General features: G+C 71.9%; 15 protein-coding genes. 7 read left to right on the top strand and 8 right to left on the bottom strand.

Features of this window, described 5'->3' with window-relative positions; genetic code table 11:
- Positions 1 to 279: 279 nt before the first annotated feature.
- The 3 genes from AC156L_RS13835 (at position 280) to AC156L_RS13825 (ending at position 3,651) form a co-directional block, all read left to right on the top strand.
- The gene (locus AC156L_RS13835; RefSeq protein ID WP_330882436.1) at positions 280 to 1,392 is read left to right on the top strand and encodes a serine hydrolase domain-containing protein; all 1,113 of its coding nucleotides are present in this window, start codon (positions 280 to 282) and stop codon (positions 1,390 to 1,392) included.
- A gap of 352 nt (positions 1,393 to 1,744) precedes the next feature.
- On the top strand, positions 1,745 to 2,503 hold the full coding sequence (locus tag AC156L_RS13830; protein WP_330882434.1) for a bestrophin-like domain: 759 nt from the start codon (positions 1,745 to 1,747) through the stop codon (positions 2,501 to 2,503).
- Positions 2,500 to 3,651, top strand: coding sequence for a DUF6923 family protein (locus AC156L_RS13825; protein ID WP_330882432.1), 1,152 nt, complete (start codon positions 2,500 to 2,502; stop codon positions 3,649 to 3,651). Before AC156L_RS13830 ends, AC156L_RS13825 begins: the two co-directional genes overlap by 4 nt.
- Positions 3,652 to 3,779: 128 nt before the next feature.
- On the opposite strand, the gene AC156L_RS13820 is transcribed toward AC156L_RS13825, so the two are convergent.
- The 4 genes from AC156L_RS13820 to AC156L_RS13805 are packed head-to-tail and all read right to left on the bottom strand — an operon-like array spanning position 3,780 to position 6,470.
- On the bottom strand, positions 3,780 to 4,127 hold the full coding sequence (locus AC156L_RS13820; protein WP_330882430.1) for an HPF/RaiA family ribosome-associated protein: 348 nt from the start codon (positions 4,125 to 4,127) through the stop codon (positions 3,780 to 3,782).
- 20 nt (positions 4,128 to 4,147) lie between these two features.
- Positions 4,148 to 4,954: an SAM-dependent methyltransferase gene (locus AC156L_RS13815; RefSeq protein ID WP_330882428.1), complete on the bottom strand. Its 807-nt coding sequence runs from the start codon at positions 4,952 to 4,954 to the stop codon at positions 4,148 to 4,150.
- On the bottom strand, positions 4,951 to 5,427 hold the full coding sequence (locus AC156L_RS13810) for a heme-degrading domain-containing protein (RefSeq protein WP_330882426.1): 477 nt from the start codon (positions 5,425 to 5,427) through the stop codon (positions 4,951 to 4,953). The genes AC156L_RS13815 and AC156L_RS13810 overlap by 4 nt, the downstream gene beginning before the upstream one ends.
- Positions 5,424 to 6,470, bottom strand: coding sequence for a Gfo/Idh/MocA family oxidoreductase (locus AC156L_RS13805; protein WP_330882424.1), 1,047 nt, complete (start codon positions 6,468 to 6,470; stop codon positions 5,424 to 5,426). Before AC156L_RS13805 ends, AC156L_RS13810 begins: the two co-directional genes overlap by 4 nt.
- 69 nt (positions 6,471 to 6,539) lie before the next feature.
- Here AC156L_RS13805 and AC156L_RS13800 point away from each other — a divergent pair, with 69 nt between their 5' ends.
- The 3 genes from AC156L_RS13800 (at position 6,540) to AC156L_RS13790 (ending at position 8,480) form a co-directional block, all read left to right on the top strand.
- The gene (locus AC156L_RS13800) at positions 6,540 to 7,616 is read left to right on the top strand and encodes an ROK family transcriptional regulator (protein WP_330882422.1); all 1,077 of its coding nucleotides are present in this window, start codon (positions 6,540 to 6,542) and stop codon (positions 7,614 to 7,616) included.
- Positions 7,617 to 7,689: 73 nt separating this feature from the next.
- Entirely contained in the window at positions 7,690 to 8,172 is a 483-nt protein-coding gene (locus tag AC156L_RS13795) for a hypothetical protein (protein WP_330882420.1), read from the top strand.
- Positions 8,169 to 8,480: a winged helix-turn-helix domain-containing protein gene (locus AC156L_RS13790; RefSeq protein ID WP_330882418.1), complete on the top strand. Its 312-nt coding sequence runs from the start codon at positions 8,169 to 8,171 to the stop codon at positions 8,478 to 8,480. The genes AC156L_RS13795 and AC156L_RS13790 overlap by 4 nt, the downstream gene beginning before the upstream one ends.
- Here the strand turns inward: AC156L_RS13790 and AC156L_RS13785 are convergent.
- Together AC156L_RS13785 and AC156L_RS13780 are read right to left on the bottom strand one after the other, a co-directional pair.
- A complete protein-coding gene (locus AC156L_RS13785; RefSeq protein WP_330882416.1) occupies positions 8,477 to 9,373 on the bottom strand; it encodes a serine/threonine-protein kinase in 897 nt (298 codons plus the stop codon). The genes AC156L_RS13790 and AC156L_RS13785 overlap by 4 nt on opposite strands.
- A 17-nt stretch (positions 9,374 to 9,390) precedes the next feature.
- Entirely contained in the window at positions 9,391 to 11,133 is a 1,743-nt protein-coding gene (locus AC156L_RS13780) for an N-6 DNA methylase (RefSeq protein ID WP_330882414.1), read from the bottom strand.
- Positions 11,134 to 11,209: 76 nt separating this feature from the next.
- Here AC156L_RS13780 and AC156L_RS13775 point away from each other — a divergent pair, with 76 nt between their 5' ends.
- On the top strand, positions 11,210 to 11,962 hold the full coding sequence (locus tag AC156L_RS13775) for a PP2C family protein-serine/threonine phosphatase (protein WP_330882412.1): 753 nt from the start codon (positions 11,210 to 11,212) through the stop codon (positions 11,960 to 11,962).
- Positions 11,963 to 12,021: 59 nt separating this feature from the next.
- Here the strand turns inward: AC156L_RS13775 and AC156L_RS13770 are convergent, their stop codons facing one another.
- Together AC156L_RS13770 and AC156L_RS13765 are read right to left on the bottom strand one after the other, a co-directional pair.
- A complete protein-coding gene (locus AC156L_RS13770) occupies positions 12,022 to 13,026 on the bottom strand; it encodes a pentapeptide repeat-containing protein (protein ID WP_330882410.1) in 1,005 nt (334 codons plus the stop codon).
- A gap of 14 nt (positions 13,027 to 13,040) precedes the next feature.
- Complete coding sequence (locus tag AC156L_RS13765) at positions 13,041 to 13,742, bottom strand: ArsR/SmtB family transcription factor (protein ID WP_484406891.1); 702 nt, start codon at positions 13,740 to 13,742, stop codon at positions 13,041 to 13,043.
- Positions 13,743 to 13,793 lie beyond the last annotated feature (51 nt).

Genomic DNA, 13,793 nt, shown 5'->3' with positions numbered 1-13,793 from the left:
TCACGGCAGGGAAAGCAAGGTTGGGTGAAACATGTGGTCCAGACCACTGAACGGTCAAGGTCTAGACCAGTTGTGTCACTCGAATGGCCTAACAAGTGAATCGATCAGGAGCCCTGAAACCGTTTTCACGGGCCGGGTCCACTAGGGGTGGTTCGTGGGGGTTTCGGGGGTTCCGCGTGCGTCGAAAGTCGGCACCCCGATCACCCCCTGGTAGGTCGTGGGCGGCCCCCGATCCCGGAAGACTCGGTGCCGCCGCACGAATCCGGGGGAGGACTCGACATGGTCAGGATGGGCAAGCGCATCGGGGTGCTCGGGGTGGTCGTCGGGCTGGCCGCGCTCACGGTCGGCGGAACGGCCGTCGCCGACACCGACACCACCGGGCGGATCGACCGCGACGTCGTGCAGCGGGCGATCGACAAGGTCGTGCGGAACGGCGCGTTGGGGGCGCAGGTCCGGATCTCCGACGGCAGGAGGGGCTTCACCGCCCGCGCGGGCGTGGCCGAGTGGGGCGGTGACCGGCCGGTGCCGACCGACGGGCGGTACCGCGTCGGCAGCATCACCAAGGTCTTCGTCTCGACCGTCGTGCTCCAGCTGGTCGGAGAGGGCAGGGTCGACCTGGACGCGCCGGTGTCGCGGTACCTGCCGGGCCTGCTGCCCGACGGGGACCGGATCACCGTCCGGATGCTGCTCCAGCACACGAGCGGCCTCTACAACTACACCTCTGAGCTGCCGCTCGACCCCGCTGGGTTCGAGGAGATCCGCTACAGGCACTGGGAGCCGGAGGAACTCGTCGCGCTCTCCACGGCGAAGCCGCTGGACTTCCCGCCCGGCACGGCGTGGAACTACTCCAACACCAACTACGTCGTCGCCGGGCTGCTGGTCGAGCGGGTCACCGGCAAGCCGTACGCGCGGGCGGTCGAACGGCGGGTGCTCCAGCCGCTGCGGCTGCGCGACACGTCCGTGCCCGGCGACCGGACCGGGATCCCCGGACCGCACGCGCACGGCTACTACCGGGTCGGTGAGCAGGTCGTCGACGTCACCGGGATCAACCCGTCCGTCGCCTGGGCGGCGGGCGAGATGATCTCCACGACGGCCGACCTCGACCGGTTCGTCGCGGCGGTCGCGAAGGGCGAGCTGCTCAAGCCCGCCCAGGCCGCCGAGATGAAGAAGCTGACCGACGTGTCGCCCGGCTACGGGCTGGGGCTGGAGCACCAGGAACTGCCGTGCGGGGCCGAGGTCATCGGCCACGGCGGCGGCATCCCCGCCTTCAGCAGCCTGATGCTGAGCAGCGAGGACGGCCGCGTGCGGCTCGACGCGTCCTTCACGTCGGCACCCGACGGCGGCTCGGGCGACGGGGTGGAGGAGCTGATCAACGAGGTGTTCTGCGACTGATCCACCGTTAGCCATGAGGGGACCCTGGTCGGGGGTCCCCTCATGGCGTCGCGGCGGCTCGACCGCTGAAGGGCGGATAACCGACCGTGGTCGGACGGGCTCCGATTGGTCCGAACCGGTCGGATCGCCGGGGCGCGGGCGACTCGATCGTGGACGACCGGGTGTGCGGGGCCGCATTGGGTGCCCGAATATCACCCGACTGATCAATACCAATGGAGCACTTGGCTGAACGAGTGCGTTATTCGCGCCCGACCGCACGAACGCCTGCTACTTTGTTCCACGTCATGCGGGCGTTCCGAAGATTCGGTATTCATTTTCGGCGCCCTTTTGTGGTGAGGGCGATCGGAATCGAATGAACATCTACCTCGGTGGCATCATCTGGGTCGGCGCGGCTGCCTCCGTCGCCGCTGCCGCCGCCTACCTGATGCGCCGGTTCGGGTCGGAGGACGGACGCGAGGAGAACAACGCCGCCGCCGGTGGCGTCTTCTCCATCGTGGCGGGCCTGAACGCCGTCCTCGTGGCATTCGTGCTGATCGCGCTGTTCGACGCCACAGGATCCGCCGACGAGACGTCCTACCGCGAGGCCGACGGGCTCGTCGCCGCGGCGTGGGCCAGCGATTCGCTGCCCGAGGCGACGAAGGAGAAGGTGCACGACCTTTCCCGCGCGTACATGTCGACGGTGATTCGCGAAGAATGGCCGAAGATGCAGAGCGGGGCCGAGGTCTCCTCAATCGGCTGGACCCAGCTCGACCAACTCCGCGCGGTGGTCGCGCAAACGCCCGTCGACGACGAGTGGCAGACCGATCGCAAGACCGAAGCGGTGACCAAGCTGTGGGACGTTTACGAGGCGCGGCAGGATCGGATCAACGCGTCCGGTAATGGCGTCAGTTCCGTCGTCTGGTTCACGCTGATCGTGGGCAGCCTCCTCTCGCTCGGGCTCGCGCTGCTCTTCGGCGGGGCCAGGGTGCGGTCACACGTCGTGATCATGGCGACCCTGGCCGCGACCATGACCCTCCTGCTGTACGCCACCTACCAGTTGCAGAACCCGTTCAGCGGCGGGGCGAAGATCGGCCCCGACGCGTTCCAGGCGGCCATGGACCGGTTGCGGTGATCGTCGTCGCGGCGCTGGCGTGCCTGGCGCTCCAGGTCGAGGCCGTGTCGCCGGGCGGACCGTCCACGCTGCTCTCGGTCGAGCTGCCGTCGGGCGCCGCGACCACCGTCAGCGTGCTGGACCACCGGCTCAACGCTCTGGGCTACTCCGCCGAGCAGGGCGTGTACTACGGCGTCTCGCCCGACGGGCGGGTCGTCGAGGTCGACCGCCAGGGTCGCACCACCGACGTCGGCCACGTGCCCCACCCCGGACTCGTGCACGCCGTCGCGGGCGCCATCCACGGCGACCACTTCTACGTGCGCTCCGGGGGCGCGCTGTACGTCGTCGACGTCAACCCCGCGAGCACCGGCTTCCTCGAACTGGTGCGGGCCAGGGTGCTGTGGCCCATCGACGTCTTCCTGTCCATCGACGACTTCGACTACAACCCGTCCGACGGTCTCCTCTACGGCGTGGCCACCAGGACGCACGGGCACCCCGAGGTCGTCACGATCGACCCGGACTCAGGGCGGGTCGAGCCGCTGACGAACCGGGTGCGGCTGCCGGACGGGTCGGGTTACGGCGCGACCGTGCTCGGGCCGGACGGGGCGCTGTACGCGACCAACAACAACGAGGGCGGTCGGAGCACGCTGTACCGGGTGGCGCTGGACGGGTCCGGCGAGGTGACCAGGCTGTCGGAGCGACCGGCCGCGCGGACGATCGACGCGGCGGGCTGCGTCGCCGTGCCGCCGCCGACCACTCCTCCCGCGTCGACCACTCCCGCGCCGACCACGTCCGCACCGACCACGCCTGCACCGACCACTCCCGCGCCGACCACGTCTCCGCCGGTCAGGACGACCGCGGCACCGTCGTCCCCGACGACGGTGCCCGGAGCGGTGGTGCCCCCGTCACCGACCACGACGACCACCGCCGACCCGGTGGTTCCGGCGGCGGTGGTCCCGGTTCCGCCACCGGTCACGACGGCCACGACTCCGGCCTCGACCGCGCCGCGGCCGACGCCCCGGCCGGTGTTCGAGGTGGACCGGCCCGTGGAGGAGGTGGTCGCGCTGTCCGACCGCCGGACCGACAGCAAGCGCCGATGGAGCTTGGCCGTGCTGCTGCTCGTGATCGGTGCGGGGGCGGTTGCCGCGCAGCAGGGGCGGCGCGCGTAGAAGTGCTCTGAGCTGGTGGAACGTGGAATTCGAGGGCTGCTAGGTCCGGACGTGTCGGACCCTCGCGGCACCGTGGAGATCAGCGGAACGGGGGGCGTGAGCGCAGGCCCACGCCCCCCGGCGGGCGGCTAGGCGCCCGGACGCTGCTTGTCGTTCTTGCGGGGCTCCCGGCGCGACTTGGCGTCTTCGATCTGCCGGATCATCTCCCTGCGCACCTCGGTCAGCGCGATGTCCAGCTCGGGCTCGTGCGACGTGGCCACGAAGGGCGGCCAGCCGGAGAGGAACGCCTCGAACGTGACCTTCTGGTCCTTCTGTCCGCGTTCCTTCACCGACAGCGCCAGGTCGACCTGCGCGGGCTGCCACGTGTTGAGGTGGGGCGCGAGGTTGGCCAGCGCGTGGACCACTCGGCCCTGGTCGCTCGGGCCGAACCCGTTGCCCAGACGGAGTCGCTGCTCAAGGACTTCGGTGTCACTCATGGAACCACGCTACTTGGTCCCTAGTCCCTCCGCCCGACTGCGGCGTAGAACCCCACGTGCTCCGTCCGCCGGGTCAGTTCGGGGGTGTGGTCGTGGTGCCACTGGGTCGCGTCGACGAGACCGGGCGGAACCAGCTCCAACCCGTCCAGCATCGCGGTGATCTCGGCGTGGCTGCGGGTGTAGACCGGGTTCGCGGAGCGCTTGTAGACGTCCAGGGCACCCGCGGCCTGCTCGGGGTTGTGGTCGGACGTCACGTGCGACATCACGACGTAGCTGCCCGGCACGATGACGTCCCGGTAGGCCCCGAGCACGTCCTGGGGACGGCGCTCGTCGGGCAGGAAGTGCAGCACGGCGACGGCGAGGACGGCGACCGGCTTGGTGAAGTCGATCATCTCCAGCACGGCGGGCGCGGTGAGGACGTCCTGCGACACCGTGAGGTCGGCCCTGGTCACGGTCGCGTTCGGGTTGTCGCGCAGCAGGTGCTTGCTGTGCGCGTACGCGACCGGCTCGATGTCGACGTAGGCGATGCGGCTCTCCGGGGCCAGGCCCTGGGCGACCTCGTGCACGTTGCCGACCGTCGGGATGCCGGACCCCAGGTCGAGGAACTGGCGGATGCCCTGCGACACGCAGAAGCGCACGGCGCGCGCCAGGAAGGCCCTGTTGGCCCGCACCGCCTCGCGCATCCACGGCATGACCTTGATCGCCTGCTCGGCGAGCGTCCGGTCGGCCTGGAAGTTGTGCGCACCACCCAGGTAGTAGTCGTACATCCTGGCCGGGTTCGGCTGCTCGAGGTCGATGTCGTCGACCCCGTACCGCTCCTGTGTCACTGCGCCTCCTGTGCACCGAGGAACTTCTCCAGCTGGGCCACGACGAACGCGTGGTCCTCCGCCTGGGGCAGCCCGGAGACGCCGACCGTGCCGACGGGGCCGACACCTTCGACGATGACCGGGAAGACCCCGCCGTGGGCAGCGTAGAGGCCGGGGTCCAGCCGCGACGACTCCTCGAAGCTACTTCCTCCCACCTTGAACTGGGTGCCGACCAGGTACGAGCTGCGCCCGTAGCGGTCCACGACCCTCGTCTTGCGGTCGAGCCAGTCGTCGTTGTCGGCCGACGTCCCCGGCAGCGCGGCGTGGAAGATCCGCTGCCCGTTGCGCCGGACCGAGATGGTGACGGACAGGCCCTCGCCGCGCGCGGCCTCCAGCAGGTGGGCGCCGAGCGCCAGCGCCGTGTCGTTGTCGAAGCGGGTGAACCGGAGCCGCTCCTCCTGCGCCGCCAGCTCGGCCAGCAGTTCCGCGCTCATACCGCCACCACCTGTCCCGTGTTCGCGGACTCGAACGCGTCCTCGATGATCTCCAGCGCGGCGATGGCCGACTCCGGGTCGACGGGCAGCGGCCCGCCGTCGCGCAACGCGGCCACCAGCTGGACGTAGAACTCCTGGTAGGCGCCGTCCTCGCTGGGCACCGACTCGGTGTCGTCCAGCAGACCGATCGAGCCCCACGCGGACTCCGGCTCGACGCCCCAGCCCTGGTCGCCGGGCCGCAGGCCGTCGAGCAGCGCGTCCTCCTGGCCGTCCATGCCGTGGCTGGTGAACGCGGCCCGGTCGCCGAGCAGGCGGAAGCGCGGGCCGTTGTTCGCCGCCGCGGCGCTGGCCCACAGGTGCGAGCGGACGCCGTTGGTGTGCGTGAGGGCGACGAACACGTCGTCGTCCACGAGCGCGCCGGGACGGCGGCGGTTCAGCTCGGCGTACACGCTGCGGACCGGCCCGTTGAGCTGGAGGGCCTGGTCGACGAGGTGCGCGCCGAGGTCGTAGAGCAGCCCGCCCGCTTCCTCGGGGTCGCCGAACTCGCGCCAGTTGTCCCAGATCTCCGGGATCCAGCGCTCGTAGCGCGACTCGAACCGGGCGAGGGTGCCCAGCCTCCCGCTGGCCACGACCTCCCGCACGGTCCGGAAGTCGCTGTCCCACCTGCGGTTCTGGAAGACGGTGAGCGGCACGCCCTTCGCCTTCGCCGCCTCGACGACGCGCCGCGCCTGCGCGGCGGTCGGGGCGAACGGCTTGTCCACGACGACCGCGATGCCCCGGTCGATCGCGGCGAGCGCGAGGTCGACGTGGGTCTTGTTCGGGGTGCCGATCACGACGAGGTCGACACCGGACGCCAGCAGGTCGTCCGCGGTGTCGAGCAGCTCGACGTCCGGGTGCGCGGCGCTCGCCCGCTCGCGGCGTTCGGCGTTGGTGGTCACGATCGCGGAGAGCGCGAGGCCGGGGGTGGAGGCGATCAGCGGCGCGTGGAAGACGCGGCCGGCGATCCCGTACCCGATCAAGCCGGTGCGGAGGTCATCTGCCATGTGGAGTATTAAAGCAACGCTGTGGTGTAATCGCCAGCCAAAACGGACGACTCATGCGATCATGGCGCCGTGGCGAACTTGCGGTTCCTGCGTGGGTACAACGACGCGGTGGTGCTCGGGCTCGCTCGCCGTGGCGAACCCATGACCAGGGTCGAACTGGCCGAGCAGAGCGGGTTGACCCCCCAAGCGGTGTCCAAGATCGTCAGCAGGCTCATCGCCGACGGTCTCCTCGTCGACTCCGGACGGCGCAACGTCGGCGTCGGCAAACCCCGCACGCTGGTCCGCCTCGTGTCCTCCAGCAGGCTAGCGCTGGGTGCCGCCGTCGAGCGCGACGAACTGCGCGTGGTGCTGGCGGACCTGTCCGGCGCGGTCGTGGACCGCACGGTCACCGCCCTGCCCCGCGACTTCGGGCCCGCCGTGTTCGTGGAGGAGCTGGCGAACCTGGTCGAGGTGCTCCGCTCCCGCAACGACGTGTCCGACGAGCGGCTGCTCGGCGTGGGCATCGGCTTCGTCGGCCCGCTGGACCACCGCGACGGCGTGGTGCACGACGCCACCGGCCTGGTCGGCTGGCACGACGTGCCGCTGCGCGACCTCGCCGCCGACCGGCTGGGCCTGCCGGTCGTGGTCGACAAGGACACCAACACCGCCATGATCGCCGAGTCGTGGCGGCGCGGCGACGAACTCCGGCACGCCGCCCTGGTGATCGTCGGCACGGGTGTCGGCGTCGGGCTCCTGCTCGACGGGCAGGTGCACCGGGGGGCGCGCACGAACGCGGGGGAGTACGGGCACACGACCATCCAGCTCGGGGGTCCGCGCTGCGCGTGCGGGCGGTCCGGCTGCGTGGAGATCGTGCACAACCTCGCCGTCGCCGCGGGCGACCTCAAGGGTGCGGTGGCCGTGCTCGGCATGGCCGTCGCGGGGCTCGTGCAGCTGCTCGACCTCGACCACGTGGTCCTCGGCGGCCGGGTCGTGCAGGGCGCGCCGGACTTCTACGCCGACGCGATCCGCGAGGTCGTGCGCGACCAGGTGCCCCGCTCGGACTGGCTGGAGGTCGAGATCAGCGTCAGCCCGCTGGGTGACGACCTGGTCGCCGCCGGGGCCGCGATGCTCGTGCTGAGCGAGTTCTACAGCCAGCGCGGACCGTAGTGAAGGAAAGTACTTTCCAAACGGGAAAGTAGCCGGCATCCTGGTCTCGTACCCGACGAGCCCAGGAGGCGTCATGCACCAGCAACCCCCACCCCGTGAGGCCGCCGACGCGCTCGCGGAGATCCGGCAACGACAGGGGCAGGTCATCGAGCGGGCGCTGATCCCGAAGTGGTTCTGGTGGGCGATCGGCCTGCTGGTCGTCGGTTTCTCGGCCGTCGTCGAGACCGGCGACGGCCGGGCGCTCGGCATCGGCACCACCGCGTTCGTGCTCGGCAACTGCGCCGCGGTGGGCGCCGTGGCGCTCCGCGGCGTGCGCCGCGCCCAGCCGCGCGGCACGCTCCTCGGCGGCGCGGGTGTCCTGATGATCCTCGGCTTCACGCTCGGGGTGCTGGTCGTGACGACGCTCGCGTCCTTCTCGCTGAACGCGCTCGACGTGCCCCACTCGGCCACGCTGAGCGGAGTCGTGTGCGCCGCCCTCATGATCGGCGGCGAGCCGTTCCTCACGCGGAGGCTGCGGACCACGATGCTGGACCGCGCCGCGAGGGGAGCCCGGTGACGGAACCGAAGTTCGACGACCTGGTCCACGCGCCCACCCGCCTGTCGATCGTCTCGCTGCTGGCCGCGGCGGAGTGGGCGGACTTCAAGTTCCTCCGCGACACCGTGGGGACGTCGGACTCGGCGCTGTCGAAGCAGCTCACCACGCTGGAGGACGCGGGGTACGTCGAGATCCGCAAGCACTTCGTCGGCAAGCGGCCGCGCACCTCCGCGCGGCTCACCGAGGCGGGCCGCGCGGCGTTCGACGGGCACGTCGCGGCGTTGCAGGAGATCGTGGCCCGCGCGGGCGCCACCGTCCTGCCGGACTAGTCCTCCAGCACCCGGCCGACCGCGCGGGCGTACATGCGGTCCGGGCTGGGGGTCGTCGACGGGGTCAGGAAACCGGGCAGCATCGGCAGGTCCACGGCGAACGGCAGCAGGCGCTCGAACAGCGTCGTCGCGTCGGCGGGCCTGCGCTCCGGGTCCTTCTCCAGCATGTCCTGCAACAGCTCGTCCAGCGCCACCGGGATCCTCGGCACGGACGACGGCCGCTGCTTCACCTGCTTGTCGAACACCGTGTACGCCGTGTCGCCGGTGAAGAGCTGCCTGCCCGTCAGCATCTCGTGCAGCACGCACCCCAGCGCGTACAGGTCGCTGCGCGGTTCGGCGTTGCCGCGCTGGATCTGCTCCGGCGCCATGTACGCCGGGGTGCCGAGCATCTGACCCCACCGGGTGAACTGGGCCACGTCGGACTCGCGCAGCACCGCCAGCCCGAAGTCCAGCACCTTCACGCTGCCGTCCGGGCACAGCATCAGGTTCGTCGGCTTCAGGTCGCGGTGGCAGATCGACAGGCTGTGCGCGGCGGCCAGCACGGCGCACGCCTGCGCGGCGATCGACGCGGCCCACGGCACCGGCAGCGGCCCGTGCTCGCCCACCAGGTCGGCGACGGTGACGCCGTCGATGAACTGCATCACCTGGTACATCCGGTACTCGAAGACGCCGAAGTCGTAGAGGACCGGCGCGCCCGCGTGCTCCAGCTTCGCCAGGATGCGGGCCTCGCGGGTGAAGCGGTGCTCCATCTCCTCGTCGCGCCTGCCGGGCAGTTGCAGGAACTTCACCGCGACCCGGCGGTCCAGGTGGCGGTCGTAACCGCCGTGCACCGCACCCATCCCGCCCTGGCCGAGCGGCAGGTCGTCCAGCTCGTACCTGTCGGCGATGAGCATCCGGCCTCCCGTCCGTGCTAGTCCCTCGGTCGGAGGTGACCGTCCACCAGGCCGCCGAAGCCTAGCCGGATCACGCTCTCCCCCAGCGCCGCCGTCTCGCGCAGGGCGTCCTCCAGTGTGCCCAACTGCCGGAACGCGCGTCCGTAGGCCTGCTGTTCGGCGAGCGGCAGCCGCGGCACCTGCGTGCGGCGGGCGTCGACCCGGCTCGAACCCTGGTGCGCCCGCGACGCCGCCGCGCGCAGCACGCCCGCGAGGAAGTACGGGTCCAGCCTGCCCGGATCGACCCGGTAGACCGCCAGGTACGGCCCGAGGACGGCGTGGCAGCCGACGACCCGCGCCGTGCCCATCGGCGACGCCACCACGTCGCCCGGCTCCACCTCGACCAGGTCGGGGTCGGGGGCCGTGCGCTCCGACGGCTCCACGCCCGCCGCCAGGTCGTCCGCGGTCAGCACCGGCAGTTCGCCGTTGCCGGTCGTGAGCTTCGCGCCCGCGTGCTTCATCGTCAGCAGCCCGGCCTTGGCCAGCTCGCCGATCGTCGTCATCGGCGGCGCCTGCCGCGACGCCTTGTCCAGCTCCGGCGTCGGCAGCACCGTCTTGGTCAGCGCCGTGAGCGCCTCCACGAACGCGAGGTGCGTGTCCTCGCCGCCGCTGCGCCGCAACGACTGCACGGCCGGGCTCAGGTCCACGTCCTCGTCCAGCAGCTCCACGATCGGCACGGAGTGCCCGCCCGCCGGGTCGGTCTGGAACGCCGCCCACCGACGGTCCACAGCGGACAGGTCGTCCACCTCGGTCAGCAGCACGTGCGAAGGCGTGCGGTCGCCCGCGTCGGGACGCCGCAGCAGCCACAGGTCCGGCCCGCCGGGCAGCGTCACGACCGCCCTGAGCGCGCCCGCGCGCAGCAGGTTCGCCCTGATCCGCCTGCCCGGCCTGCGGCTCGCCGCCGCCGTCGGCATCAGGATCGCCACCAGCGCGCCGGGCTTCGCGTGGCTCAGGCAGTGCTGCACCCACGCCAGCTCCGACTCGCCGCGCGGCGGCAGGCCGTACTCCCAGCGCGCGTCGCCCGCCAGCTCGTCGTAGCCCCACGCGCGCTCGGTGAACGGCGGGTCGCACACGACCGCGTCGGCCAGCTCACCCGCGAAACCGTCCTGCCGCAGGGCGTCCCCGACGGTGATCTCGCCGGGCTGTGAGCGAAGTCGCAACCGGTGGGCGGCGATGGTCGCCGTGGTCTCGTCGATCTCCTGCCCGAGCACGCGCGCGGCGGGCGTGTCCACGAGCATCGTGCCGAGGCCGCACGCCGGGTCGTACAGCGTGCCGCCGTCCGGCCCGGTCAGCCGCACCAGCAGCGCCGCCACGTCCGCGGGGGTCGCGTCGAGCTGGCGGGAGTGCGCCTCCAGGTAGCGCGCGCAGAGGAACTCGAACGCCGCCAGCGGCCCGCGTTCGGCCGCCAGGGGCGCCAACCTGCCGCCGTTCTCCGACAGCAGGTCCGCGCCCGCCTCGGCCACCCGGTCGCCCAGGCCCAGGTCGTCGCCCGCGCCGCGCAGCCACTGCCACGCCCGCTCCACGGGGGACACGTCGACGCGCTTCCCGTTGCGCCTCAGCCAGTCCTCGACCTCGTCGAGGGAGAACAGCGGGCTGGACGCCGTACCGCCGACGGGCTGCGGGAAGTCCTCGTGCCGACGACGCCAGTTGCTCACGGCAGCACGCCCCACGTCGACGAGGCGGGCGATGTCGCCCGCGCTCACGGTGGCGTCCTGGTCCATGCCATACACACTAGTTCACAACCGATGCACAGTGGTTCTGCTTGTGAACCGAATCAACCAATGTTTCACTGTTGTCATGACGCACAACCGGCTCGCCCACGCCGTTGGCACCCATCCAGGGCTCCGCCGCGAGCTGAACGAGGATTCCGCCTACGCCGAGCCGCCGCTGTTCGCCGTCGCCGACGGCATGGGCGGGCACGCGTTCGGCGAGATCGCGAGCGCCACGGCCATCGACGTGCTGGCCCACCACGACGTCAGCGGCGACCCCGTGCCCGCCCTGACCGCGATGATGGACGAGGTCGCGCTGCGGCTCACCGACATGGCCGAGCAGGACCTCCGGATGCGCGGCATGGGCACCACGCTGACCGCCCTGCTCTGGGTCGACGGCACCAAGTTCGCCGTCGCCCACATCGGCGACTCGCGGTGCTACCTCGTGCGGGACGGCGAGATCCAGCAGGTCACGCGGGACCACACGATGGTGCAGGCGCTGGTGGACGAGGGGCGGATGCCCGCCGAGCAGGCCGCGCTGCACCCCCGCCGCTCGATGCTGATGAGGGCGTTGCAGGCGGGGAACTCGCCCGAGCCCGACGTGTTCCTGCACGAGGCGCAGGTCAACGACCGCTACCTGCTGTGCTCCGACGGGCTGTCGGACGTCGTGCCGCCCGAGGCGATCCTGGAGGTCCTCGCGGGGACCGAGGACCGGGACGAGGTGGTGGTCAAGCTGATCGCGCTGGCCAACGAGGCGGGCGGACCGGACAACATCACCTGCGTGCTGGTGGACGTCGTGAACGACGAGTGGCTGGCCCACTGGAGCGGGCGGCTGCTCTAGCGGTCCCGGCGGTCGGGAGCGCCCGCTGTGCGCCCCCGACCGCCGGTCACGGTACTCGCCTACGCCGGTGCCCCGGTCACGCTGACGCCCGCCCGCGCCAGGTGCTCGGCGTCGACGTCGGCGGGCCACGAGGTCGTGGCGTCGGCCAGCGCGCCCTCCAGCCGCGCGCCGGTCAGGTCCGCGTCGCGGAGGTCGGCCCCCCGCAGGTCGGCGCGGCGGAGGTCGGCTTCCCGCAGGTCGGAGCCGGACAGGCGCGCGAGGGCCAGGTTGGTGTCGACGAAACTGGTCTCGCGCAGGAAGCTCCCGCGCAGGTCGGCCGACTTCAGGTCGCTGCCGTCCAGCACCGTGCCCCGCATCCACGAGTGGGCGAGGTCGCTGTGCCGGAGCTGGGTGTTGATCAGCCCGCCCCGGTGGACCTGCACGCCGCGCAGGTTCACCCGCGACAGGTAGAGCTTCGTGTCGTCCGGGAACCTCCGGCGGGTGCTCGGCCGGTCGGCCCGGTGGCGGGGGAACGAGATCCGCTGCGCGAGCACCTCGACGGCCGTCTGGATGTCGGGGTGGTCGACGAGCAGCCACCGCCGCTCCTCCGGGAGCTCGCCGTCGCCCGCGTCGTCCCCGCGCGGCGAGTTGTTGCGGATGAACGCCCCCAGGATGAACTGGACGGTGTCGCGGTCGGCCGGCGAGTTCTCGGCGATGCGCTTGAGCGCGTAGATCCCGCCGATGCGGACGTCGGCGTTGGCGCTGCCGATCTGCTCGACGGCGCGGGTGAGGCGGTCGGTCAGCTGGCCCTCCCGGTTGACCTGCACCTGCCACCACGTCGCCGCCGCGCCGATGACGACCAGCAGCCCCGCGGTCAGCTGGAGCAGTGCCGAGCGGACGTTGTTCTGCAACTGCCCCTGCGCCTGCTGGAGCTGGACGCGGACCTCGGCGCCCGCGACGCCCCGCAGCTCCGCGTCCGTCAGGTCGGGGTAGAACAGCGGCGGCAGCACCTTCAGGCTGGCGACCACGACGAGCACCAGCAGGACGACCGCGACGGCGGCGCTCCGGAACGTTCGGCTTGTCACGGGCCGATCCTTCCTCACCCGAGGTGCGCCGGGTCCAGGTCCAGCAGTTCCCGCAGGGCCACCGCACCGGCCGGGGTCACGCGCACCGCCCTGGTGGTGCCGGTGCGGCGGACCCACCCCTGTGCCTGGAAGTGGGCGCACAGGTGCGCGCCCGCCGTGCCCGCCAGGTGCGTCCGCCGTTCCGTCCAGTCCAGGCAGGGGCGGCTCAGGGGGCGCTTGGCCGTGCGGAGCGCGGTCGGGTCGGCGGCCAGCGGGCCGGTCAGCCACGCCACGCCCGCCTCGGTGACGGTGAATCCGTCCGTCCTGGCCAGGTAGCCCTTCGCGGCCATGGCGTCGGTGATCGCCACGCCGAGCCGTCCGGCGAGGTGGTCGTAGCAGGTGCGGCCCCTGGCCAGCGCGGCCGACGCCGTGGTGGAGCGCAGCGTGCGCGCGGGCGCCGCCGGTTCGACGTGGGCCACCAGGTCCTCCAGCAGCTGGGCCACGCGCTGGTCCGCCAGCCGCAGGTAGCGGTGGCGGCCCTGCCTGCGCTCCACCAGCAGGCCACCCTCCACCAGGCGGCTCAGGTGCTCGCTCGCCGTGGACGGGGCCACGTCGACGTGCGCCGCCAGTTCGCCCGCCGTCCACGCGCGGCCGTCCAGCAGGGCCACGCAGAACGCGGCCCTGGTGCGGTCCGCCAGCAGCCCGGCCAGGTTCGCCAGTCCCTCCACGGGGAGCACGGTAGGCCGGCCCCGTTTCGGCGCGCACCGCCACCTGGACGGCCTACCCTC

It is taken from the genome of Umezawaea sp. (genome assembly GCF_057122925.1).
Note: the sequence above shows the minus strand (reverse complement) of the source record. Positions and strands in the feature narration are given on the sequence as shown.